Source organism: Geomonas diazotrophica (genome assembly GCF_018919385.1).
Classification (GTDB): domain Bacteria; phylum Desulfobacterota; class Desulfuromonadia; order Geobacterales; family Geobacteraceae; genus Geomonas; species Geomonas diazotrophica.
Genome location: NZ_JAHLMF010000012.1, coordinates 1 through 24,838 on the forward strand (window position 1 = coordinate 1; position 24,838 = coordinate 24,838).

Genomic DNA, 24,838 nt, shown 5'->3' on the forward strand with positions numbered 1-24,838 from the left:
GGTTAGCGATGACTGCCAGGCACGATTTTCAGTGATTGAGTATTCATCACTGATTGGTACGGGCCTGTAGCTCAGCTGGCTAGAGCACACGACTGATAATCGTGAGGTCGGTGGTTCGAGTCCACCTAGGCCCACCAACTTTGCCTTCGGCAAAGTTGTCCCCCATAGCCTTGGCGGAGGGGGACCGTCAGTCACCATCACCATCGATTTAAAATGGGGGTGTAGCTCAGCTGGGAGAGCACCTGCCTTGCACGCAGGGGGTCATCGGTTCGATCCCGTTCACCTCCACCATTTTTCCCGCGCAAGCGGAAAAATGCCCACCGAAGCCTCGGCGAAGGCGGGCAGCTTGATTCGTTCTTTGACAATTGCATAGTAGTGAATGTAGGTAGCAACCGAAATGACGTAAGTCGTTTCGGGAAGTATGCATGGCAGTGAGATCATTTACAGTTTTTTTATGGTCAAGCTACTAAGGGCGTACGGTGGATGCCTAGGCAGAGAGAGGCGATGAAGGACGTGGTAAGCTGCGATAAGCTTCGGTGAGCCGCTAAACAGGCTTTGACCCGGAGATTTCCGAATGGGGAAACCTACTGGAGGTAATGCTCCAGTAACGTAGAGTAAATTCATAGCTCTACGTGGCGAACGAGGGGAACTGAAACATCTAAGTACCCTCAGGAAAAGAAAACAATAGTGATTCCGTCAGTAGCGGCGAGCGAAAGCGGAACAGCCCAAACCGGCACCATTTCGATGGTACCGGGGTTGTGGGGCCCCGACGTGGGATTGNTTTTTATGGTCAAGCTACTAAGGGCGTACGGTGGATGCCTAGGCAGAGAGAGGCGATGAAGGACGTGGTAAGCTGCGATAAGCTTCGGTGAGCCGCTAAACAGGCTTTGACCCGGAGATTTCCGAATGGGGAAACCTACTGGAGGTAATGCTCCAGTAACGCATGGTAAATACATAGCCATGCGTGGCGAACGAGGGGAACTGAAACATCTAAGTACCCTCAGGAAAAGAAAACAATAGTGATTCCGTCAGTAGCGGCGAGCGAAAGCGGAACAGCCCAAACCGGCACCATTTCGATGGTACCGGGGTTGTGGGGCCCCGACGTGGGATTGATGATTGGTAGGAGAACGGTCTGGAAAGGCCGGCCATAGTGGGTGATAGCCCCGTATCCGAAACCATGACTCACCCTAGGGTGTCCCCGAGTACTTCGAGGCACGTGAAACCTCGTGGGAATCCGGGAGGACCATCTCCCAAGGCTAAATACTACTCTCTGACCGATAGTGAACCAGTACCGTGAGGGAAAGGTGAAAAGTACTCCAATGAGGAGGGTGAAATAGAACCTGAAACCGTATGCCTACAAGCAGTGGGAGCACTATGGAGCAATCCAGTGTGACCGCGTGCCTTTTGCATAATGAGTCAGCGAGTTACCCTCAGCAGCGAGGTTAAGTTCATAGAACGGAGCCGCAGCGAAAGCGAGTCTTAATAGGGCGAATTAGTTGCTGGGGGTAGACCCGAAACCGGGTGATCTATCCATGTCCAGGGTGAAAGGAAGGTAACACTTCGTGGAGGCCCGAACCCACTGGCGTTGAAAAGCCAGGGGATGAGGTGTGGATAGGAGTGAAAGGCTAATCAAACTCGGAGATAGCTGGTTCTCCCCGAAATATATTTAGGTATAGCCTCACAAAGTAAGTAGCGGGGGTAGAGCACTGGATGGGCTAGGGGCCTCACCAGGTTACCAAACCTAACCAAACTCCGAATACCGCTAACTGTTATTGTGGGAGTCAGACTGCGGGTGATAAGATCCGTAGTCAAAAGGGAAAGAGCCCAGACCGCCAGCTAAGGTCCCAAAATCTATGCTAAGTGGAAAACGATGTGGAAATGCCCAGACAACCAGGAGGTTGGCTTAGAAGCAGCCACCCTTTAAAGAAAGCGTAATAGCTCACTGGTCGAGTGGGTCTGCGCGGAAAATGTAACGGGGCTAAGCATAGTACCGAAGCTGCGGATTTGATCCTTAAGGATCAAGTGGTAGGGGAGCATTGTGTAAGCCTGCGAAGGTCGACCGTGAGGACGGCTGGAGGTATCACAAGAGATTATGCTGACATGAGTAGCGAAAAACAAGGTGAGAAACCTTGTCACCGAAAACCCAAGGTTTCCTACGTAAAGGTAATCTGCGTAGGGTTAGTCGGTCCCTAAGGCGAGGCCGAAAGGCGTAGTTGATGGGAAACAGGTTAATATTCCTGTACCACCTGTTGTTGCGATGGGGGGACGGAGAAGGGTAGACGATCCTGGCGCTGGTTGTCCAGGTTTAAGGTTGTAGGCGGGAGAAGGAGGCAAATCCCTTTCTCCATTCAACGCTGAGAACTGATGACGAGGGGGTATCCCCGCAAAGTCGTCGATCCCATGCTTCCAAGAAAAGCCTCTAAGCTTCAGACAGCAGGTGACCGTACCGTAAACCGACTCAGGTGGGTGAGGATAAATGTCNTAGTCGGTCCCTAAGGCGAGGCCGAAAGGCGTAGTTGATGGGAAACAGGTTAATATTCCTGTACCACCTGTTGTTGCGATGGGGGGACGGAGAAGGGTAGACGATCCTGGCGCTGGTTGTCCAGGTTTAAGGTTGTAGGCGGGAAGAGGAGGCAAATCCCTTCTTCCATTCAACGCTGAGAACTGATGACGAGGGGGTATCCCCGCAAAGTCGTCGATCCCATGCTTCCAAGAAAAGCCTCTAAGCTTCAGACAGCAGGTGACCGTACCGTAAACCGACTCAGGTGGGTGAGGATAAATGTCCTAAGGTGCTTGAGAGAACACTGGTTAAGGAACTCGGCAAAATGATACCGTAACTTCGGGAGAAGGTATGCCCTTTTTGGTGAAGGCGATTCGCTCGCACAGCTGAAGAGGGTCGCAGAGAAATGGCGGTAGCGACTGTTTACTAAAAACATAGGACTCTGCAAAGTCGCAAGACGACGTATAGGGTCTGACGCCTGCCCGGTGCCGGAAGGTTAAGGGGATTTGTTAGCCGCAAGGTGAAGCTTTGAACCGAAGCCCCGGTAAACGGCGGCCGTAACTATAACGGTCCTAAGGTAGCGAAATTCCTTGTCGGGTAAGTTCCGACCTGCACGAATGGCGTAACGATTTCCGCGCTGTCTCAACCAGTGGCTCAGCGAAATTGAATTCTCGGTGAAGATGCCGAGTACCCGCAGAAAGACGGAAAGACCCCGTGCACCTTTACTACAGTTTGACAGTGACATTCGAATAAGCTTGTGTAGGATAGGTGGGAGACTTTGAAGCTGGGACGCTAGTCTCGGTGGAGTCAACCTTGAAATACCACCCTGGTTTGTTTGGATGTCTAACCCAGGCCCGTCATCCGGGTCGGGGACACTGTCTGATGGGTAGTTTGACTGGGGCGGTCGCCTCCCAAAGAGTAACGGAGGCGCGCGAAGGTTCCCTCAGGCTGATTGGAAACCAGCCGTAGAGTGTAAAGGCATAAGGGAGCTTGACTGCGAGACCAACAAGTCGAGCAGGTACGAAAGTAGGTCTTAGTGATCCGGCGGTTCTGTATGGAAGGGCCGTCGCTCAACGGATAAAAGGTACGCCGGGGATAACAGGCTGATCTCCCCCAAGAGTTCACATCGACGGGGAGGTTTGGCACCTCGATGTCGGCTCATCGCATCCTGGGGCTGAAGTAGGTCCCAAGGGTTTGGCTGTTCGCCAATTAAAGCGGTACGCGAGCTGGGTTTAAAACGTCGTGAGACAGTTTGGTCCCTATCTTCTGTGGGCGTAGGATACTTGAGAAGAGTTGACCTTAGTACGAGAGGACCGGGTTGAACGTACCTCTGGTGTTCCAGTTGTTCCGCCAGGAGCAGTCGCTGGGTAGCTATGTACGGAAAGGATAACCGCTGAAAGCATCTAAGCGGGAAGCCTCCTTCAAGATTAGGTATCCCTGGGAGCAATCCCCTAAAGGCCCGTTGTAGACCACAACGTTGATAGGCCGGGTGTGTAAGTGCAGTAATGCATTCAGCTTACCGGTACTAATCGGCCGTGAGGCTTGACCATAAAAAATTCTTAGAGAGGGGGGTGGTTCTCCACCCCCCGATCATAAACTGCCAAAAATCCTACAGACACGAAATGCGATTGTGAGAAACATACTGCGATGGCGTAAGCCAAAGCTAAGAGTTTCTCTGTGGCTATGCCGAGAGGGTCACACCCGTTCCCATCCCGAACACGGAAGTTAAGCCTTTCAGGGCCGATGGTACTGCATTGGAAACGATGTGGGAGAGTAGGTCGCCGCAGGGAATTTAATAGAGAAAGCCCCGTCTGAAAACAGACGGGGCTTTTTCGCGTTCTGAGGCTGGCTTCTACCCTCGCAAGCTCATCCCCGGCACCTTCCCTCACCCCCAACCCCTCTCCCGGAGGGAGAGGGGAGACCTGTACGGGAGAGGGGTGCGGTAGGAGAGCTACTTGCCGAAGGCCACTTTAGCGACCTCCCTGTATTCCTTGGCGAAGTGCACTTCCAGTCCTTCCTTCAGATAATCCGGCAGCTCCAGAAAATCCTTTCGGTTTGCTTCGGGGAAAATCAGCACCTTAAGCCCGGCCCTCCTTGCCGCGATGGTTTTCTCCTTCACGCCACCTATCGGCAGTACCCGCCCGGTCAGGGTCAACTCGCCGGTCATCCCCAGTTTCGTACGTACCGGCCTTCCTTTTATCATCGAGATCAATGCCGTTGCCATGGTGACGCCTGCGGAAGGGCCATCCTTCGGCGTGGCACCGGCGGGTACGTGCAGGTGCACGAAGTGCGTGTCGAAATAATCCTCCGGTGCACCATACTCCTTCAGGTGTGCCATCACATAGGAATAGGCTATTTCCGAGCTCTCTACCATTACGTTGCCCAACTGGCCGGTCTGCCTGAATCCCTTCCCCTTGCTCGCCATGGCGGTTGCTTCGATTGGAAGCGTGGCGCCCCCCATGCTCGTCCAGGCCAAGCCGGTCACCACGCCCGGCACTCCTTCGAAGATTTCCTCGGTGGTGAAGACAGGCTGGCCCAGATAGCCGGCCAGATCCTTGCGGGCAATCAGTATCGGCTCTGTTCTTCCGCCTGCAAATTCCTTCGCAGCCATCCTCATCAGCTTCTTGATCCTGTTCTCCAGTGCGCGTACGCCGGCTTCTCGTGCCCAGCCGTCGATGAGGGCGGCGAGGGCATCCTTCCTGATCGTAACCTGGCCGTGCTTCAGCCCGTGGTTCTTCAGTGCTTTCGGGATCAGGTAGCGTCTGGCTATCTCCGTCTTCTCTTCCAACACATAGCCTGAGAGCCGGATGATTTCCATCCGGTCCAGCAACGGTGCGGGGATAGTGTCCAATTGGTTGGCAGTCGCAATGAAAAGGACGTTGGAGAGATCGAAGGGCACGTCGAGATAGTGATCGCGGAACGTTCCGTTCTGCTCAGGATCGAGCACCTCCAGGAGCGCCGATGCGGGATCCCCTTGGAATGAAGCACCGATCTTGTCGATCTCGTCCAGCATAAGTACCGGGTTAGCTGTCCCGGCGCTTTTCATGGCCTGGACGAACTTGCCGGGCATGGCGCCTATGTAGGTGCGGCGGTGCCCCTTGATCTCGGCCTCATCCCGCATGCCGCCCAGCGAGAATCTGAAAAAGGACCGCCCGAGGGCGTCGGCGATGCTCTTGCCGATAGAGGTCTTGCCAACTCCGGGAGGACCCACCAGGCAAAGTATCGAACCTGAGATGTCCCCTTTCATCTTGCCCACTGCGATGAACTCGGTGATCCTGTCTTTAACGTCGTTCAACCCGTGGTGGTCCCGGTCGAGGATTCTCCTTGCCTTGTCGAGGTTGTAGGAATCCTTGCTGTACCTGCCCCAGGGGAGGATGGTGAGCCAGTCGAGGTAGTTGCGCGTAACGTGGTATTCGGCCGAGGCGGGTTCCAGCAGCTTGAATTTCTCCAGTTCTTCGGTGACCGCCCGCTGCGCCTCGTCGTTCAGTTTTAGATGCTTGAGGCGCTCCTCGAATTTTTCTGCTTCGGCTGTCTTTCCCTCCTTTTCCAGCCCCAATTCCTTCTTGATCGCCTTCAGCTGTTCGCGCAGAAAGAATTCACGCTGCTGCTGGCTGATCTTTTCCTCGATCTGCTTCGTGATCTTGGTCTGCAACCTGGACACTTCCAGCTCTTTCTTGAGCAGTGTCAGGACCAGATCGATCCTCTTGCGCACGTCGAAGAGCTCCAGGACCCGCTGCAGGTCCTGCCCGTCGGAAGAGGTCAGGCTGGCCGCAAAATCGGCGAGCTTTCCGGGGTCGTCGATGCTTGACCGCCCCAGGAACAGCTTGATCTCCTCGGAGTAAAGCGGGTTGATCTGGACCAGCTCCTTCAAGGTACTGACAACTGCCATCGAGTAGGCTTTCAGCTCGGGGTTGACGGAAAGCTCGGTGCCGTACTGGTAATTCACGGTAGCGAATAGGGCCCCGTCGTTTTCGTGCAGTTCGGCTATGGTGAAACGCTCCAGCGTGTTGAGCAGGAACTGGGCGTTCTGGTCGTCGATGTGCATCATCTTGACGATCTTGCCGGCGACCCCAACGTTGTGCAGGTTGTCGGCACCATCCGGTCTATCGGGATCCTTGACCAGCACCAGGCCTATCGCCTGGCCCGGCGTTTCCAGCGCCCGCTTGATAGCCTGTACCTGGTGCGGGTCGTTCAGTACCATCGGGACCAGCATGTTGGGAAAGGCGGGGCGCGGCCGTAGCGGTATGATCGGAAGCCCCAGTGGCAGGACTTCCGACGCCAGCACCAGCCCGCCCCCCTGCTCTTTGCCGTTCACTTCAGCTTCGACTATTTCAACATCCTTTTCGCTCATGATGAGACTCCTGGTGTGGTTTTAATAAAACGTAAGCACGGTTATCGAAACTGTCAACCTCACCCGGTCTGAACGCTGCGGTTCCATCGGGGAACAGCACCGCTGCGGCCACCGCGCTCCTGCCCTGGTTGCTATTCTCTCTGAATGTTGTACACACATACAGGTGCGAGTAAGGGCATAACAATCAATCTGCTTAGTCAGGTACTGGGTGAAAGGAGTCAGCCATGAAAATTCTGATGGTGGTAACTTCCCATGACAAACTGGGGGACACTGGTGAGAAGACAGGTTTCTGGTTGGAAGAACTAGCCGCACCTTATTACGTCTTTCGGGACGCCGGAGCAAAGGTCACCATAGCGTCACCCAGAGGGGGGATGCCGCCGGTGGACCCGAAAAGCAACCTCCCGGAAAACGAGACCGAAGCTACCAACCGTTTCAAATCGGACCAGGCCGCCCAGGATGACCTGGCCCATTCCACGCGGCTGCGTGAGGTGTCGGTTAACGACTTCGACGCGATCTTCTTCCCGGGAGGGCATGGCCCCCTGTGGGACCTTGCCGTCGATCCGGATTCCATAGCACTCATCGCGGCCTTCGCCAAGGCTGACAAACCGATAGGCGCGGTTTGCCATGCACCGGCGACGCTGGGAGACGTGATGGGAAAGGATGGCGATTTCCTGGTCCGAGGCAAGCGGGTCACCGGTTTTACCAACGCCGAGGAGGAAGCCGTCGGGCTCACCGACGTGGTCCCTTTCCTGCTCGAGGACCGGCTGAAGGAGCGGGGGGCGCAGTTCCGGCACGGGGATAACTGGGCACCTTACATCGAGGTGGATGGCAAGCTGGTGACGGGGCAGAACCCCGCATCCTCGGCGCCTGCCGCGGAGGCCCTGCTGAAAGTGCTGGCGGCTCGATGAGGCTGGCCGGCGTGACCAATCCGAAAAGGAAAAGGGGAAAGGAGCGGATATGGATACTCTGCGTAAGATAAGGAAGGTCTGGAAAAGCAAGCCCACCATCGAGGGGGCCGGGGTGCACCTGAAACGGGCCTTTGGCAATCATGAGGTTCCCCTGTTCGACCCCTTCCTGCTCATGGATGACTTTCACTCCAACTACCCGCCCCATTACCTGAAGGGATTTCCCTGGCATCCTCACCGGGGCATAGAGACCATCACCTACGTGCTGCATGGCAGGGTGGAGCACGGTGACAGCATGGGCAACAAGGGGGTGATCGGCCCGGGCGACCTGCAGTGGATGACCGCCGGCAGCGGCATCATTCACCAGGAGATGCCGCTGGGTGACGACGAGGGACTCATGTGGGGATTCCAGCTCTGGGCCAACCTCCCGGCCTCGCACAAGATGATGCCGCCTCGCTACCGGGGCATCGTCGCCGAAGAGATCCCGGAGGTGACCATGAACGGGATCAAGGTCAAGGTGATCGCCGGTACTGCTGGAGGAGTCCAGGGCCCGGTGCGGGACGTGGTCGCCGATCCCGAGTACCTCGATGTTACCATGCCGGAAGAATCGACCTTCACCCACGCCATCAAGCGGGGGTACACCGTCCTCGCCTATGTCATCGACGGTGAAGGGTACTTCGACCATGAACGTAACGCCTACGAACACGAGGCTGTGGGGACGAACTACTTCGACCTGGAGCGTCGTTGCGAGTGCGGACCGGAGAACCTGATCCTGTTTGAAGATGGGGATGCGGTCTCAGTGACCACCCAGGGGAAACCGGTGCGTTTTCTCCTGATATCGGGAAAGCCGATCGGGGAACCGGTGGCGTGGTACGGCCCCATCGTGATGAACACCCAGGAGGAGCTGCAGGTGGCTTTCGAGGAGTACCAGAAGGGGACGTTCGTGAAGTAACTGTTGGGTGAGAGAAAGTCGGTAGTGCCGAAAGAAAAACGGGGCGCCTTTGCAGGCGCCCCGTTTTGGGTTGGATCAGTTGTTGCCGCTGCCCTCGGCTTTCAGCTTCTCGTTCGGGGAGAGCTCGATCTGCACGCGACGGTTCAGGGCTCGGTTGGCATCCGAGTCGTTGGGGACCGCGGGGCGGGAGGAGCCGTAGCCGACTGCTGCTATCTTGGATCCCGGGACCCCCTGCGAGACGAGGAAGTCGCGCACCCGGCCGGCGCGCCGCTCGCTGAGGGGCTGGTTCACCGCATCGGAGCCGGTGGAATCGGTGTGCCCCTCGATGATGATGGTGGTCTGGGAGTCTCTCAGGGTCGGCACTGCCTTGCTGAGGGCGTCCTTCGCCTCAGGCTTCAAGGTGTCTTTCCCTACATCGAACAGGATGCCGGAAGGAAGCGCCACGTAGACCTTGTCGCCGTCACGTACCACCTCGGCCTGAGGCATCTCCTTCTTGAGCGCGGCCGCCTGACGGTCCATGTAGTTCCCGATACCGCCGCCCACTACTGCGCCGGTCAGGCCGCCGATTGCCGCGTTGCGGCCGCGGTGTGATTTGCCGCCAATGAGTGCGCCGGCACCCGCCCCCAGTACCGCGCCGCCTAAAGCACCCAGCCCGGTTCTCTTGAATTCGTAGCTTCCATCTGGATTGGTGGCGCAACCTGTTGCTAACAGGGCAACGGCCGTCATGCCAACGATAATTCTTGCGATCAAGCGTGCTGTCATAGTTTTATCTCCTTAATGAATGAAATAGCCACAGGAACCAACAAAAGATATCACCTAACCTGCCTAAGATCAATGTCCTCTTTGCGCTCAATCAGTCCTGAACGATGCTCCGTGTGATGAAACTGTCGATGATTCCAAAAGTTTCAGCCGGCTTTTCCTCCTGGGGATTGTGGCCGCATTCCTGTATCACCCGGAGTTCGGCTCCGGCAATAGCGGCTTCCAGCCGGGTTCCCTGGGACAGCGGTACGATCCGGTCGTGACTTCCCCAAAGAAGCAGTACCGGCAGGCTCAGGTCCCGGTAGCGCGCGGCGATCTGTTCCTGGTCCAGTGGGACGAGGCTGCGACAGGTTTCCACCAAGGCGCGCTTCGCTTCCCTGCTGCGGTAGCAGGGCGCATACCTGGCGATGTGCTCCCGGTCGACCAGCTTATGGTCGTGGTAGGCCATCTTCAACCCGACCTTGATCCAAAGGTCCGGTGCGTAAAGGGCGACGAACAACGCCGCGGCCAGCCGGTTCTCGAAAATCTCGGCCATCAGCGGCAGCCGCTGGATATATCCTGGCCCGGCCATGATGACCATGGCGGCAAGGAGCCGGTCTGCATGCCGCAGCATCGCCTCGACCGCGGTCAGCAACACCACCGCCCCGCCGAGGGAGTGGCCTACCAGGGTTACCCGCTCCAGTCCCAGCTGATCGAGGAAGCCAAGGAGGCGGAGGCTGTGTCCGCGAATCGAGTAGTCGGCCTGGCTGGGCTTGGACGATGCGCCGGAGCCCAGGAGATCCAGGAGGTAGAGGGTGTAGCGATCGGCGGGAAATAAAGGCACCTGGTCGGTCCAGGTCTCCGACCTGGCCGCCAGGCCGTGCACCAAGACGACGGGGAGTGGTCCGCTGCCGTAACAGCGGTATGCCAGGATCTCACGCTCCGAGAGGTGGCACTGGTTCAGGGGAAGGTTTGCCAAGTCCATGTCGGGTAGTTTAACAGAAAGCGCCAGGGAGCGTGACATGCGGCAGCGAAATTTATGAAGTCTGCTACTATTGAGATCTATTGTGAGAAGGTTTTACTGTTTCTGGATCTGCGGGGAGTGCGGAGGTTTGACGTCGGGATCAAAAGAGCAGGAGGAAAGAGCAAGGGGGGAAGGTAGGGCAAAGTGGGTTGCATAAAAAAAGCCCGATGACCTTCGTCGTCGAGCTTTTCCCGGAAAAATAACTGACGTTCAAGTAGAACCTGCTCTGTCCGTAAGGATGGTTTTGTACTGCCAGGAAGTTGCTACAGGATGCCATCCTTTCAGGTTTTTTTATTCCCTAACGGAGGAGATTTAGAGCCTTTCGGCCTGGCCTACCGGACGTCAGTTACCAACCCCCGATGCCGCTTCATGCACCTGGAGTTGTGTTCGATTTAGTTGTCAAGGGTCTTGCTTCTTCCTTCCCTCCATAAGAATCATTTTACTACGGGGTCTTATGGCATTCAATACCTTTTTATGGCTGCAAACGGGGGCACAACGTACAGTGCCGGAGACTTCGCCAAGTGCCGTCACGCATACTCATGATCAGCACGAACAGGGAAACTGCACCTCAGCCGGTGGCGCCGCTCGGGGCCGCCTGGGTGGCCGAAGCGCTGCGTTTGGCGGGCTTTCAGGTCCGGTTCCTGGATCTTTGCTTCGAGCGGAACCCCATTGTGGCTGTCGAGGCTGCCCTCACCGAGTTTGCACCGGACGGGATTGCCCTTTCTGTCAGGAATCTGGACAACTGCAACCTCCTGACACCAAAGTCGTACCTCCCGGAGGTGCGGGAGCTGGTGCGCGTGATGAAGGCGCGGTCCGAGGCCCGGGTCCTCATCGGCGGCGCCGGGGTGAGCATCCTGCCGCATCCGGTCCTAAAGTACCTGGAACTCGATTACGCCGTAGTGGGAGAGGGAGAACGGGCGGCGGTGGAGTTCTTCAGCGCGCGCGACGCAGACGCAGTCGCGCGGGTGCCCGGGGTGGTCTGCAGGAGGGGGGCGCCACAGGAGCGATGCGTGCCAGCCCAGGGGTGCCGCGATGATTTCGTGATGCCGCGGCTGCACGGATGGGTCGATGCCCGGATGTACCTGGCACGGGAGCCGGTACTCCCGGTCCAGGGCAAGCGGGGCTGTGCCCAGCGCTGCCTTTACTGCACCTACCGCCAGATAGAAGGGGAATCATGGCGGGTGCGGGATCCGCGTGCGGTGGTCGACGAGATCGTCGAGGCGATGCGGCAAACCCCGACCAGGGAGTTCGAGTTCGTGGACAGCATCTTCAACGAGCCGGAGGGGTACCTGGAACTGCTGCTGGAAGAGGTGCTGCGGCGCGGGGTGAAAGCCCGCTTCTGCGCGTCCTCCCTCTCGCCCAAAGGACTGACGGAGGCGCAACTGCGGCTGATGGAGCGGGCCGGCATGAGGTCGCTGGTGATCACACCCGAAAGCGCGGCGGGAGCAACCCTTGCCGCCTTGCAGAAGGGATTCGACGAGGACGACGTCAACCGCGCCGCGGAACTGTTGGGCCGCTCGCGCCTGCGGGTACTCTGGTGCTTTCTCATCGGCGGCCCCCAGGAAGACGAGGAGACCCTGGGGCAGACGGTGGCTTTCCTGAACCGCCATGTCGGCAAGAAGGATGGCGCTTTCATCACCACCGGGATACGTATCTACCCGGGGACGGGGCTGCACCGGCTTGCCTTGGGGGAGGGAGCGGTCCAGGTGGATGACGACCTATTGATGCCGTCCTTCTATTTCTCCCCGAAGCTCACCCCGGAACGTGCCCGGGCGCTGCTGGACCGCGGGGTGCGTCATGGCCGCTGCATCCACCTCACCGACACCCAGGCCCCCGTACTGGGCGCCCTGCGCCGCATCGGTACCGCGATCGGGCTGCCGACCCCTTTCTGGCGTTATGCAGGATATGCCAAAGGGGCGCTCGGTGGATGGCGGCGGCAGGGGGGCGTCCCGGCGCGGCGGCAATAGTATGTTACGAATCCGGGATGTTTTACTGCGGGGCGGCAGCCCGATCTTCCGCAAAAACGATCCGTATCCGGAGGGGGCACCATAGTGCCGAGACCGGTCAGCACCTGCCAAGGGGGGAGTATATGCGACCCGTTCGCGACGAGTCATCCTTGTCGTCGTTTCTTTGCTGCCTGCTGTCCATGTTGCTGCTGGTCCTCTCCTGCGGTCCAGCGTACGGGGCACCCGTCGCGGTCCATTTCACCGAGGGGATGGCGCGGGGCTTCCTGGAGTTGAACGATTCTGCCGGCCAGCGGCTAGCGGCCGGTGATTTTCTGCAGATCCCCAACGAAGGTGAGATGAAGACCCGCGTCGTCCTCTATTTCAGGGACGGCTCACTGCACGATGAGACGGTGGTCTTCTCGCAGCAGCACAAATTCCTGTTGAAGAGCTACCGGCTGATCCAGAAGGGGAAGGCGTTCGAGAACGACCTCGATGTCACCCTGGAACGCGCCACCGGCAAATATCGGGTCAAGGTGAAGGGGAAAGACGGGCACGAGAAGCTGCTCGAGGGCGAGTTGGAGCTCCCCCCCGACGTCTATAACGGCATGCTTCCCACCGTGATGAAGAATCTCACCAGGGGGAGCAGGGAAACGATCCACATGATCGCTTTCACCCCGACCCCCAGGGTGGTAGAGCTGGAGATGGCGCCGGCGGGCAGCACCAAGATCCAGATCGGCGACGTCGAGAAGACCGCCGTCCACTATGTCCTCAAGCCGCACCTCGGCCTGCTGAGGCTCCCTGCCGCGCTCCTGGGCAAGAGCCCTCCGGACAGCCACATCTGGACCGTCATGGACGAGGTCCCGGCCTTCGTGAAATTCGAAGGTCCGCTCGCCACGGGCGGTCCCGTTTGGCGCATCGAGTTGACCAGCCCCAGGTGGCCCAAATAAACCATGTGCAGCCCGCGAGCCCTATGCCATTTATCCCCCGCAAGAGGACCAGCCTCGAGTTTCTCGACCTTCCCCCGGAGGTCTGCACCCTTGAGGAACTGGAGGGAAGCCTCTCCGACATAAGGATCGTGAACCGCTATCTGGGCGACACCCGGGCGCTTCTGAAGCATCTTTCAGCGAAGGTGCAGGGGCAGCGGCACCTCTCCGTGCTCGATGTCGCTACCGGTTCGGCCGACCTGCCGGTTGCCATCGTGGAGTGGGCCAGAAAGAAAGGGATCGACATCCAGGTCACCGGCGTCGATCTCAACAGCCGGACCATAGACATCGCGCGCCGACACGCCACGGGCTACCCGGAGATCAAGCTGCTGGTGGCCGACGCGCTGCAGCTTCCTTTTCGGGACCAGAGCTTCGACCTGGTGCTCTGCAGCAAGACCCTGCATCACATGAAGGAGCCGGAAGTGGTAGCGGCGCTGCAGGAGATGCTTCGGGTGGCGCGGCGAGGCTTCATCGTCATGGATCTGCGCAGGAGCTGGATCGCCTACGTCCTCATCTACCTGCTCACCAGGATCTTCACCCGCAACCGCATGACCCGCTACGACGGCCCTCTCTCGGTCCTGAAAGCGTTCACCGCGGATGAGCTCCGCAAATCGGCGCTGCAAGCCGGAGCCACCTCCATCACGATTCGCCGGGAGCCCTTCTGGCTGCTGGTCGTTTCCGGGGAGATCGCATGAAGTTTTCCGTCGCTACCAATTTCGAGCCCGATCTTCTGCCGGCCCTGGAGGGATACCCGGTTGTCGAGCTGTTCGGGAAGCTCCCTTGCGACAGCGTTGGGGGAGGCAGGGCGTCATTCATGTTGGCGCCCCTGGGCAAGACGCAGTTCAGGGCGCATGTGCAGGACGCCGCCCGGCGCGGCATCGGATTCAACTACCTGGTGAACCCCGCCTGCATGGACAACCGCGAGTTCATCCGGAAGGGGCAGGCCGAGTTGGAGCGTCTGCTCGAGTTTGTGGAGGAGTGCGGCGTAACCTCGGTGACGGTTTCTCTCCCATTCCTGCTCCCCATCATCAAGAAGCGTCACCCGCGGCTCAAGGTACGGGTGGGCGTGTACGCCCGGGTGGACTGCGTGGCGAAGGCGAGGTTCTGGGAGGATCTCGGGGCGGACTGCATCACCCTGGAGTCGATCGCGGTCAACCGCGACTTCGCCATGCTGCGCTCGATCCGGCAGGCGGTCGGGCTGGAACTGCAGTTGATCGCCAACTCCAACTGCCTCATCTTCTGTCCCATCTCGGGGCAGCATATGGTGAACCTCTCGCACGCCTCGCAGAAGGGACACGCGAGCCGCGGTTTCATGATCGACTACTGCGCTCTCAAATGCTCCGCGCTCAAGCTGGCCGACCCGTCGCACTACCTGCGCTCGGAGTTCATAAGACCCGAGGACATCAAAGCCTATACCGACCTCGGGTTCCACTCCTTCAAGATACTGGAGCGCGGTGCGCCGACCGAGGTGCTGGCCCGCCGGGTGCGGGCCTATGCCGAGGGGCGTTTCGATGGCAACCTGCTGGACCTGATCCAGCCCTACGGCTACAAGACGGGCTCGGCGAAGGGGGGGAGCCTGTTGGATCTCAGAAGGTTCGCCAGGTTCTTCTTCAGGCCGCTGGCGGTCAGGCAGTCCGGCCTGCTCCGCTTGAAACGGCTGGCCGAGAAGCGCGGCCTGGTGGCCGGGCTTGACTGGGACCCGGTTCATATCGACAACCGGCTTCTGGACGGCTTCCTGGAGGGGATGAGGGGGATCGACTGCCGGAGCAGCGATTGCTCCCGGTGCGGCTACTGTGAACGCTGGACACGAGAGGCGGTACGGGTGGATGAAAGGTACCGGCAGGAGCTGTTGCAGCTTTACCATGAAGCTTTCCATGACATGTACTCCGGTTCACTCTGGGGTATTGCTGGCAGGAGGGGAGAATGACCGACGCACTCACCGGGGGGCAGCCCCCATCAGGAAGAACCTACGTCGCCTCGATAGCATCGGCCGTGCCGCGCTTCAGCGCCTCCCAGAGGTTTGCTGCCGACCTGGTTCGTGAGCATTTCAAGGAAACGCTCACGCCGAGAAGCATGGGGCTGATCCGGGCGACCTTCGAGCACCCGAGCATAGAGAAGCGGCATTTCGCCGTGGACGATCCCGTGCGCATCTTCGACGAAACCCAGGACCAGAGGGTGGCCCGCTTCACGGAAGAGTCGGTGAACCTGGCAGCACAGGCGGTGACCCGGGCGCTGGAAAAGGTGGGATTGTCCGTTCAAGAGGTGAAAGGCCTGGTCGTCAATACCTGCACCGGGTACATCTGCCCGGGCATCTCGACCTACCTGGCGCAGCGTTTGGGACTGGACCCCCGTACCAGGCTGTACGATCTCGTCGGCAGTGGCTGCGGCGGTGCCATTCCCAATCTCCAGGTGGCCGAGTCGATGCTGAGGATGACGGGCGGGGTGGTGGTGAGCGTCGCGGTCGAAATCTGCAGTGCCGCGTTCCAGATGGGCAACGACCTGAGCCTGATCCTTTCCAACGCGCTCTTCGGAGACGGTGCCGCAGCCGCGGTGCTGTGGGAAAGGCCGGAGGGGTTCGAACTGCACGGTTCGGCAGGGCGCTACGTGCCGGAACAGCGGGAGGCGATACGGTTCGTGCACAAGGGGGGGCAGCTGCACAACCAGTTGTCGACCGACCTCCCGAGGCTGGTCGGCAAGGCCGCGGCCGAGGTGGTGGACGATCTGCTCGCCGGCTCCGCCCTTAACAGAAACGATATCGGGTGGGCGCTGCACACCGGCGGAGAGAAGGTGATCAATGCGGTGCGGGACGAGGTGGGGATCCCGGAAGACCGGCTCCGGGCGACCAGGAAGGTGCTCTCCCGGTACGGCAACATGTCTTCGCCGACGGTGTGGTTCGTTCTGGACGAGATGCTGCGGGAGGGGATGCCTTCCGGCGAGTGGTGCGTGATGCTGGCCTACGGTGCGGGGCTTTCGGCACATGCGTGCCTGTTGAGGAAAATCTGAAGGAAGGGGCTGGGGGGGATTAACGTAGAACGTAGAACACAGAACGTAGAACGGAAGTTAAAACCTGTGCCGGGAGCGGAACTGGTCGCCGGTGAAAAATCCCCTGATGAGGTCCAGGTTGTTCAAGAGCACCTTCAGCCCGCCCTTCTCGCGCTTTCTGACAAAGTAGTTGCCGATGAACATGGAGGGGCTGCAAAAGGCCTTCAGGTTCTCCCAGTTCATGATCCGGTTCAACTGCCCCGTGCTGAGCCGCTTCGTCTTCACGTTGCACATGAACCCGGTGTACCTGCTCAGCCGGTCGGGATTGGTCACGAGGCCCGCCTCCAACAGTTCCTCCCTGATCCTCGTTCCGGGATATGGCGTCACGCATTGTACGTAGGGAAGGTCGATCGCCAGCCTGCGCGAGGCGCGGAAGACCTCCCGGATCTCCTCCGGACCGTCGTCCGGGTTGCCGATGATGAATCCCCCCATCACGCCGATGCCATGCTCCCGCAGCAGGCGCACCGCCCGCTCCGTTTTCTCCCGGATATCCCCCTTCTGAAAGAAAGCCAGGTTTTGCGGGAGCACCGATTCGATGCCCAGGAAGACCATGGCGAAGTTGGCGCGGGCCAAGGCCGGTATCAGTTCGGGATCGGCCACCATCCCGGCCACCGAGGCCTGGACCAGGTACTCCATGCCGTTCAGCCCGTGCTCGACTATGGCGCGGGCAAGACCGGTGAACCGGCGGCTGTCCAGGGTGATGTTGTCGTCCACCAGCAGCACGGTCCGGGTTCCCCTTTGTTGCAGCTCCTTCAGGTCCTCGATCACCCGCTCGACTCGGTGGCAGCGGAAGCTGGTGCCGTACATTCCGGTGATCGAGCAGAAGGTGCAGGTCATGGTGCAGCCGCGCGAGGTTTCGGCGCAGTCGAGCTTGCGATCGAAATAGGTGAAGCCGTCCAGGACCCTGGCGCTGCGATTGGGCAGCGGCAACCGGTCCAGGTCCAGCAGGGGAGCGGTCGGGTTGTGGATGAAACTGCCATAGCGCGCCCAGGATAGTCCCGGGACGTCGAAGAAGGAGCGCTGCCCGTCCAGCGCCTCCAAAAGAGCCGGGAAGGATTGCTCCCCTTCGCCGCGCACCAGGAAATCGAAGGGAGGCGTGCCGCAGGTCAGCTCCCGGTAGGAGAGCGTGGCGTGGTAGCCGCCCAGCACCAGCTTGGCCTGGGGAAGACGGGCACGGCAGATCGACATCACCCTGAGGGCGCTTTCGTACTGGAAGCTCATGCTGCTGATGCCGACCACGTCAGGCCTGAACTCGTGCAGGAAGCGCTGCAGCCAGGTCTGGATGTTCCGATGCACCAGCACCAGGTCCACGACCTTCACCTCGTGCAGCTTGAGGTGGGCCGCAATCGAGCAGAGGCCCAGGTTGGGAACCTTGATGATGCGATGGAAGTTGTTGGCGGCGTCCGGCATTGCCAAAAGGAGTATCTTCATCGGCTTCCTTGAGGAGGGGGCGTTGGCTCGACCCTAAGGATTATAGAGGCAGGCCTGCGATAAGCAAATCGGCCAGGGGACGCTGGCAAGGTGAGGCAATGAAGATAAAATGTTCGTCATTAACCGGATGCTGGGGCGCGAAGCCGCCGCAGCTGGAGGTGGATCATGGGCGAAAGGGATGGCAAGGAAGAGGACGCACCGGTTGTGGTCATCGTGGAGCGGCGCAAACAGAAGGAAACGGAGCTGAGCTCGACTGAGGTTATGAAGATATTGAGAAAGAGGGCGGCGCGCGCGAGAAAAATCCCGCGCGTGGAATGACAATAGGCAGCATCGGCAACAGGAAAGGCCCCCGTACCGGCAAGCGCAACAGGACCGGCGGGGGCCTTTCTCTGTCAGCCATACTCAAAAGCGGGCGACGGTTGCCTTCGTCGGATAATAATGTAAGAATATTATTATTCTACAGCTCTGGAGACCAAGGTCATGGAGACCAAACTTGTCGTACCCCTGAAAACCGAGCAAGAAGAGGATGCCTTTCACCTGGTGAATGAGCAAGTGCCCGTCCTGCAGAATGTGCTTGAGATCCCGCAAATGAATCCGGGCCAGGCGGCTGAGGCCTCGGACCATCCTTTAGAGAGTAATCTTCATTTCATCGAAGGTAATGTGACTGTGCTTGCCGCCCCGAGTCCCACTGCCGCCGGCGACCCGCAGCGGCCCAAAGGGGCGAAGCAGAAGGCGCTGAAGCAGGAAAAAGGGGGCAAGGCAGGAAAGTCAAAGAGCGATAAGGTCTCCAAGGGGAAAGTCCCCAAGGCGATCAAAAGCAGCAAGATTGCCAAAGAAACCAAACCGGCCAAGGATGCCAAGGCCGCCAAAGCGACGAAAGCTGCCAAGGCGAGCAAGCCCGGAGGGGTCAAGCCCAAGGCCGCCAAGGCAACGAAGCCGGGTGCCAAACAGCCGCCCAAACCGAAGAGCCCGGCCGTCGCCGAGCAGTCCGAATTCGACCTGGGCGAGAGCCGCTGGTACCTGAACCGTGAGCTCACCTGGCTCGAGTTCAACCGCCGGGTGCTGCACGAGGCGGTGGACGAGCGCACCCCGCTGCTGGAGCGGCTCAAGTTCATCGCCATCGTCAGCTCCAACCTCGACGAATTCGCCATGAAGAGGATCGGCGGTTTGAAGCAGCAGATCGGCGCGGGGCTGCACGAGCTGACCCTGGACGGCCGGACGCCGCGCCAGCAGGTAGTCGAGTGCAATGCCTCGGTCCGCGAGATCGAGGCCGCCAAGAGGGAAGCCTTCCGCCAGGTGAGGGAACTCCTGGAGGCCAAGGGGATCGTCATCGAGAGCTACGACACCCTGACCCCCAAAGAGAAGAAGCAACTGCGCGAGCACTACTACACCAACATCTACCCGCTGTTGACGCCTCAATCCATAGATCCTGCCCATCCTTTCCCGTTCATCTCCAACCTTTCGCTCAACCTCCTGGTGACGCTGCGCTACCCGAAGTCGCGAGAGCACACCCTGGCACGGGTCAAGGTGCCGATCGGGCTGGGGACGCCACGGTTCATCCGGGTGGGGAAGGGAGACCACTTCATCCCGATCGAGCAGGTGATGATGAACAACCTGGACATGCTCTTTCCCGGCATGCTGATCGTTTCCTGCGAGATCTTCCGGGTCACCCGCAACGCCAACACCGAGAAGGACGAGGAAGAGGCGGACGACCTGATGTCGATGATCGAGTCGGAGCTGAAGGAGCGCAAGTTCGCTCCCATCGTCCGCCTCGAGGTGGGGGAGGGGATGGAGCCGCTGCACCGCGGCCGCCTGGCGGCAGAGCTGGAGCTGGACGAGGAGAACGACGTCCTGGAGGTATCGGGGATGCTCGCCCTGCGCGACCTCTTCGAGATCTCAAAGCTCGATTACCCGCGGCTGCACGACCCTCCGCACCACCCGATCGACCACCCGCAGCTCCCCGCGGAGAGGAACATCTTTCATACCATCCGCGATCTGGGAGCGATCCTTTTGCAGCACCCGTACGTCTCCTTCTCCACCTCGGTGGAGCGTTTCCTACGTGAGGCGGCCAACGATCCCAAGGTGCGCGCCATCAAGATGACCCTGTACCGCACCTCGATCCAGGGGCGCATCATCGACGCGCTGGTGCAGGCGGCGCAGAACGGCAAGCAGGTGGCGGTGGTCGTGGAACTGAAGGCGCGCTTCGACGAGGCAACCAACATCCACCTGGCCGAGGTGATGGAAGAGGCGGGGATCCATGTCACCTACGGCGTGGTCGGCCTCAAGACCCACTGCAAGGTGATCCTGGTGGTGCGCCAGGACTTCCAGGGACTCAGGCGCTACGTCCACATCGGCACGGGGAACTACCATACCGAGACCGCCCGCATCTACAGCGACATGGGCATCATCACCTGCGACGATGTCATCGCCCAGGACGTCACCGAGCTCTTCAACTACCTCACGACCGGGTTCACGGCGAAGCGCAACTACCGTGCGGTCATGCCGGCGCCCAAGCTCCTGAAGAAGGCTCTCCTCACGCGCATCGAGCGGGAGGTGGAGCTGCACCGGCAAACCGGCGGCGGGCTGATCAGGTTCAAGATGAACGCGCTGGAGGACGGCGACATCGTCAAGGCGCTTTACCGTGCCTCGATGGCGGGGGTGAAGGTCGACCTGTACGTGCGGGACACCTGCCGGCTGCGCCCCGGCATCCCGGGGTTGTCGGACAACATCCGCGTGGCCAGCATCGTCGGGCGCTTCCTCGAACATTCCCGGATCTACTACTTCAGAAACGGAGGCGCGGAGGAGTACTTCATCTCTTCCGCCGATGCCATGAAGCGCAACCTCGAGGCGCGGGTGGAAGTCCTCTGCCCGGTCACGGCGCCTGAGCTGACCACCGAGCTGCGCACCGTCCTTGACTGCCACGATGCGGACCACCGTTCCGCCTGGGACATGCAGTCCGACGGCAGCTATGTGCAGCGCCAGCCCACGGAGGGAGAAAGCGGCGAGGGGACGCACCAGATGCTGATCGCCCAGGCTCAGCAGCGACTGAAGGACGCGCTCAAGCAGAAGAAAAAACCGATGCAGAAGTGATCCGCAGTCAGGAACGCTGCCGGATGACAGAGAAAAGAAAAAAAGATAGCATGTTCGATGTGCCGGTGCTGACAGCCGGCCGCAACCGGTGATACCCGAGGGGGAAACGATGGAACCTAAAGCGACATGTGTCTGTGCGGGGGATCATGAGCACCATATCTGCTACCTGCACAGTAAAGGTCTGGTTGAAGAGGTGGAGAAACTCACCGACAACCCGACCGTGACCTGCGCGATCTGCCTGGTCAACGCCAATTCACCCGATAACGTCTGCTCGCCGACCACGCTTGGCGGCGGGTTCAAATACTCGGACATGCAGGGGAGCAAGAAGATCATCTGCGAGAGTGTGACCGAGGCCATCCCCGAGAACGATAAAAAACATACGTAGCAGAGTCCCCTCCCCCGGCGGGAGGAGCTTCGTCCAGCAAGCCATGACAAACAATAAAAATACCATGCTGGCCATCCTGGTAACATTGAAGTGATCCGCTTCAGGTTACCGTACGAGGGAGGCCAACATGGCGAAAAAGATTTTAACAGGAACTGAGCATTTTGTCGCAGGGTATGAATCTCACACCTTCTACGTTGGGGTTGACGTTCATAAGCGCAGCTATCACGTCGCTGTGCGACGTGCCGATGGTCGCGCTATCACTGTGGTCACTCCGGCTTCTTCTGAATCAGTAGTTGAATTCCTCCACAACCTCCCTGTCCGCATCGGAGCTGTAGCCTATGAGTCCGGGCCAACGGGTTTCTCCCTGGCCCGGGCGCTTCAGAAGGCAGCTATTCCTGTCATTGTTGCTGCTCCTAGTAAAATCCCCCGCGCTGTAACACCAGGTGCTAAGTGTGACCGCCTCGATTGTCTTAAACTGGCGGATTATGCTGCTAAAGGCATGCTCAAATCCATAGCGATTCCAAGCGTAGAGGAAGAGGCGCGTCGAACCCTCTTGCGCAGACGCCATGCGATCGTGGATTCAGCAAGGCGTTGCAAGCAACGCATCAAAGGTCATTTACTTTTCCTCGGTATTGATGAACCAAAGGAGCTGACCAACTGGCATAGTGATGTGGCAGAAGTGCTGTTGGGGCTTCCCATGGATCCGGCAGCCCTCATGACACTCGAAAGCTATCTGCGCGAGCTGGCGTTTCACCAGGAGGAGCTGCGCAGGTTAGAGTTGCAGTTGAAGAGCCTTGTCAAATCGAAGGAGTTGGCGAAGCGGATGGCCTGTCTGCAGTCGGTGCCTGGCGTAGGTCCAACAGTTGCCACGACATTCGCCATGGAGCTGTTCCGCCCTGACAGGTTTGCAAGACCCGAGGAGGTGGCAAGTTATCTTGGTCTTGCGCCAGTTGTTCGGCAAAGCGGCAATAAATCACCATCGGGCAGGCTAGTTCCGGTAGGACAAACCAGATTGCGCAGTCTGCTGATTGAAGCAGCCTGGATGTGGAGAAGCAAAGACAGTTATGCCGAGGGGCTTTATCGACGGTTAGTTGCCAAGTCTGGAGTTGCTCAGAAGGCAATAGCAGCTGTGGCACGACGGTTGGCAATCATCCTGTGGCGCCTCTGCATCGAACAGAGGATGTACCGTACTTCCGTGGCATAAAGTGAGGAGTCGCGAAGCGGCCTTTGCCACATTTAGGTGGCGGAATAAAAATGGCGAACCTTCTCTAGGTACCGGATCGGTACTCGGCGTGAAGCTGGCGCGAATAAGAAAAGGCATCCTCTGTTGAAAGATGCCCTACGAGAAGGTTATCACCTCTCGATCTTTGAAAAAAGCTTGACTGATGGCCACATAAGAAAGGCGGCCCCGGTGTTGAAACCGGGACCGCCTTTTTTCGTTTGCTGCTGCCTGTTCCGCGGGGTTCGGCTTACCCGAGGATCTGCTTCAGGTCGCCTTCTGCGGTGCCGATCGGGCCGATGTTGAAGTTCTCGACCAGGAAGTTCAGCACGTTCGGGGTGATGAAGGCCGGCAGGCTCGGTCCCAGCTTGATGTTCTTCACGCCCAGGTGGAGCAGGGTGAGGAGGATCGCCACCGCCTTCTGCTCGTACCAGGAGAGGATGAAGGAGAGCGGCAGGTCGTTGACGCCGCAGTTGAAGGCGCCGGCAAGTGCCACGGCGATCTGGATCGCGGAGTAGGCGTCGTTGCACTGGCCGATGTCCAGAAGGCGCGGGATGCCGCCGATGTCGCCGAAGTCGAGCTTGTTGAAGCGGTACTTGCCGCAGGCCAGGGTCAGGATGACGCAGTCGCTCGGCACCTGTTCGGCGAACTCGGTGTAGTAGTTACGGCCGGTCTTGGCGCCGTCGCAACCGCCGATCAGGAAGAAGTGACGGATCTGTCCTGCCTTCACCGCGTCGATGACCTTGTCGGCCACGCCGAGCACCGCGTTGTGCCCGAAGCCGGTGAGGATCTCCTTGCCCGGGGCCTCTTCGAAGCCGGGGAGTGCGAGCGCCTTCTCGATTACCGGGGAGAAGTCCCAGCCGTTGATGTTCTTGACGTCCGGCCACTGAACCAGGCCCCAGGTGAAGAGACGGTCTTTGTAGCTCTCGGCCGGGCGCTGGATGCAGTTGGTGTTGAAGATGATGGCGCCGGGGAAGTCCACGAACTCCTTGGCCTGGTCCTGCCATGCACCGCCGAAGTTGCCGGCCAGGTGGGCGTACTTCTTGAGACCCGGGTAGCCGTGGGCGGGAAGCATCTCGCCGTGGGTGTAGATGTTGATCCCTTTGCCTTCGGTCTGCTTCAGGAGCTCTTCCAGCATGCGCAGGTCGTGGCCGGAAACGAGGATCGCCTTGCCCGCCTTGGTGCCGAGCTGTACCGGGGTCGGTACCGGGTGGCCGAAGCTGTCGGTGTTGGCCTTGTCGAGGAGCTCCATGGTGACCAGGTTGATCTTGCCGCATTCCATGGCGAGGCCGACGTAGTCCATGAGGCCGAGTTTGAGGTCGAGGGTCGCTGCCAGCGCCTTGTGGGTGAAGGCGTAGACCTCTTCGCTCTCGAGGCCGATCACCAGGGCGTGGTGAGCGTACGCCGCGTAGCCTTTCATGCCGTAGATGAGGATTTCCCTGACGGACTTCACGTCGGCGTCGATCTCGTCGCTCTTGACGCCGTGTTTTGCACCCAGTTCGACCAGCTCGGAAGTGGTGCCGGCGTGGAACGGCTGCGCCGCCTCGGGTACGGCGCCGGCGTACGGGGCGCCGTTGGCCTTCTCGTACAGTGCCTGTGCCTGGTTGCGCAGGGTGGCTGCTTCACGCACCAGCTTGGCGATCTCCTCGGCGTCGAAGTCGACGTTGGTCACCGTGGTGAAGAGGCCGTCCAGCATGAAGCGGTCGATGGCTGCGTCCTTGGCGCCTTTCTCGCGGGCGAGGTTGGCCCAGAAGGCGATCCCTTTCAGGTTGTACACCAGCAGGTCCTGCAGAGCAGCTACTTCCGGTTTCTTGCCGCAGACGCCTACTTTGGAGCAACCGCCGTTGGCGGCCTGTTCACACTGGTAGCAAAACATGTTGTCCATCACTTCCTCCTTAGCGTTGTTTTGAGTTGAGTTTCCCATACCGAAAAGGTTCTTCAAAAAGGTCTTCATCCGTTCTCCCGAGTGAGCTTGATCTGTCGAAGCGGTCCCCGTGGCAGTCATCGGCTCCTTTGTGCCGCTTCGATGATGTGACTCTAGCGGCTATTGCCGGTGGCGACCTTGACCTAAGTCATAAAAAACGGGTTTGTGGTTTTGGGGATCTTTTTTGTCTTGTGGCGGGGGATGGGGGCTTTGGGGGAGCCAACGGGAGCCAACGGGAGCCAATGGGAAGGATGGGAAGGATGGGAAGGATGGGAAGGATGGGAAGGATGGGAAGGGCGGGAAGGGCGGGAAGGGCGGGAAGAGCGGTGCTGAGGGGGGGAGCGGTGC

At 59.3% G+C, this 24,838-nt stretch carries 16 protein-coding genes, 2 tRNA genes and 2 rRNA genes; 15 read left to right on the forward strand and 5 right to left on the reverse strand.

Going from position 1 to position 24,838, the window contains the following annotated elements; all coding sequences use genetic code 11:
* Positions 1 to 60: 60 nt before the first annotated feature.
* The 4 genes from KOM00_RS13995 to rrf all read left to right on the forward strand — a co-directional run bounded on the left by KOM00_RS13995 (position 61) and on the right by rrf (position 4,290).
* A tRNA-Ile gene (locus KOM00_RS13995) sits at positions 61 to 137 on the forward strand.
* A gap of 78 nt (positions 138 to 215) precedes the next feature.
* Positions 216 to 291, forward strand: a tRNA-Ala gene (locus KOM00_RS14000).
* Positions 292 to 788: 497 nt separating this feature from the next.
* A 23S ribosomal RNA gene (locus KOM00_RS14005) occupies positions 789 to 4,050 on the forward strand.
* Between the two features lie 123 nt (positions 4,051 to 4,173).
* Positions 4,174 to 4,290: ribosomal RNA gene (gene rrf, locus KOM00_RS14010) — 5S ribosomal RNA — on the forward strand.
* Positions 4,291 to 4,451: 161 nt separating this feature from the next.
* On the opposite strand, the gene lon is transcribed toward rrf, so the two are convergent.
* The gene (gene lon / locus KOM00_RS14015) at positions 4,452 to 6,851 is read right to left on the reverse strand and encodes an endopeptidase La (RefSeq protein ID WP_216499559.1); all 2,400 of its coding nucleotides are present in this window, start codon (positions 6,849 to 6,851) and stop codon (positions 4,452 to 4,454) included.
* Between the two features lie 224 nt (positions 6,852 to 7,075).
* Here lon and KOM00_RS14020 point away from each other — a divergent pair, with 224 nt between their 5' ends.
* Positions 7,076 to 7,759, forward strand: a complete 684-nt coding sequence (locus tag KOM00_RS14020; RefSeq protein ID WP_216499560.1) for a type 1 glutamine amidotransferase domain-containing protein — start codon at positions 7,076 to 7,078, stop codon at positions 7,757 to 7,759.
* A gap of 49 nt (positions 7,760 to 7,808) precedes the next feature.
* A complete protein-coding gene (locus KOM00_RS14025; RefSeq protein WP_216499561.1) occupies positions 7,809 to 8,708 on the forward strand; it encodes a pirin family protein in 900 nt (299 codons plus the stop codon).
* Positions 8,709 to 8,783: 75 nt separating this feature from the next.
* On the opposite strand, the gene KOM00_RS14030 is transcribed toward KOM00_RS14025, so the two are convergent.
* Together KOM00_RS14030 and KOM00_RS14035 are read right to left on the reverse strand one after the other, a co-directional pair.
* Positions 8,784 to 9,470, reverse strand: coding sequence for an OmpA family protein (locus KOM00_RS14030; protein ID WP_216499562.1), 687 nt, complete (start codon positions 9,468 to 9,470; stop codon positions 8,784 to 8,786).
* 91 nt (positions 9,471 to 9,561) lie between these two features.
* On the reverse strand, positions 9,562 to 10,431 hold the full coding sequence (locus tag KOM00_RS14035) for an alpha/beta fold hydrolase (RefSeq protein WP_216499563.1): 870 nt from the start codon (positions 10,429 to 10,431) through the stop codon (positions 9,562 to 9,564).
* 560 nt (positions 10,432 to 10,991) lie between these two features.
* Between KOM00_RS14035 and KOM00_RS14040 the strand changes: the two genes are divergently transcribed.
* From KOM00_RS14040 to KOM00_RS14060, 5 genes are all read left to right on the forward strand, one after another.
* Positions 10,992 to 12,437: a B12-binding domain-containing radical SAM protein gene (locus tag KOM00_RS14040; protein ID WP_239031645.1), complete on the forward strand. Its 1,446-nt coding sequence runs from the start codon at positions 10,992 to 10,994 to the stop codon at positions 12,435 to 12,437.
* Positions 12,438 to 12,559: 122 nt separating this feature from the next.
* Positions 12,560 to 13,363 carry a hypothetical protein gene (locus KOM00_RS14045; protein WP_236026968.1) on the forward strand — a complete coding sequence of 268 codons (804 nt, stop codon included), beginning with the start codon at positions 12,560 to 12,562 and terminating at the stop codon, positions 13,361 to 13,363.
* Positions 13,364 to 13,386: 23 nt separating this feature from the next.
* Positions 13,387 to 14,094 (forward strand): methyltransferase domain-containing protein, encoded by a 708-nt coding sequence (locus tag KOM00_RS14050; RefSeq protein ID WP_216499564.1) that lies wholly within the window; start codon positions 13,387 to 13,389, stop codon positions 14,092 to 14,094.
* Complete coding sequence (locus tag KOM00_RS14055) at positions 14,091 to 15,326, forward strand: U32 family peptidase (RefSeq protein ID WP_216499565.1); 1,236 nt, start codon at positions 14,091 to 14,093, stop codon at positions 15,324 to 15,326. Before KOM00_RS14050 ends, KOM00_RS14055 begins: the two co-directional genes overlap by 4 nt.
* The gene (locus KOM00_RS14060; RefSeq protein ID WP_216499566.1) at positions 15,323 to 16,402 is read left to right on the forward strand and encodes a type III polyketide synthase; all 1,080 of its coding nucleotides are present in this window, start codon (positions 15,323 to 15,325) and stop codon (positions 16,400 to 16,402) included. The genes KOM00_RS14055 and KOM00_RS14060 overlap by 4 nt, the downstream gene beginning before the upstream one ends.
* 57 nt (positions 16,403 to 16,459) lie before the next feature.
* Here KOM00_RS14060 and KOM00_RS14065 read toward each other — a convergent pair whose 3' ends face one another.
* A complete protein-coding gene (locus tag KOM00_RS14065) occupies positions 16,460 to 17,872 on the reverse strand; it encodes a B12-binding domain-containing radical SAM protein (protein WP_216499567.1) in 1,413 nt (470 codons plus the stop codon).
* A 165-nt stretch (positions 17,873 to 18,037) separates the two neighbouring features.
* Between KOM00_RS14065 and KOM00_RS14070 the strand changes: the two genes are divergently transcribed.
* The 4 genes from KOM00_RS14070 (at position 18,038) to KOM00_RS14085 (ending at position 22,551) form a co-directional block, all read left to right on the forward strand.
* The gene (locus KOM00_RS14070; protein ID WP_216499568.1) at positions 18,038 to 18,190 is read left to right on the forward strand and encodes a hypothetical protein; all 153 of its coding nucleotides are present in this window, start codon (positions 18,038 to 18,040) and stop codon (positions 18,188 to 18,190) included.
* Positions 18,191 to 18,352: 162 nt separating this feature from the next.
* Entirely contained in the window at positions 18,353 to 20,962 is a 2,610-nt protein-coding gene (gene ppk1, locus KOM00_RS14075; RefSeq protein WP_216499569.1) for a polyphosphate kinase 1, read from the forward strand.
* 109 nt (positions 20,963 to 21,071) lie between these two features.
* The gene (locus tag KOM00_RS14080; protein WP_216499570.1) at positions 21,072 to 21,347 is read left to right on the forward strand and encodes a hypothetical protein; all 276 of its coding nucleotides are present in this window, start codon (positions 21,072 to 21,074) and stop codon (positions 21,345 to 21,347) included.
* 127 nt (positions 21,348 to 21,474) lie between these two features.
* Positions 21,475 to 22,551 carry an IS110 family RNA-guided transposase gene (locus tag KOM00_RS14085; protein ID WP_216499571.1) on the forward strand — a complete coding sequence of 359 codons (1,077 nt, stop codon included), beginning with the start codon at positions 21,475 to 21,477 and terminating at the stop codon, positions 22,549 to 22,551.
* Positions 22,552 to 22,816: 265 nt separating this feature from the next.
* Here KOM00_RS14085 and hcp read toward each other — a convergent pair whose 3' ends face one another.
* Entirely contained in the window at positions 22,817 to 24,451 is a 1,635-nt protein-coding gene (gene hcp, locus KOM00_RS14090) for a hydroxylamine reductase (protein ID WP_302467769.1), read from the reverse strand.
* Positions 24,452 to 24,838: the final 387 nt, after the last annotated feature.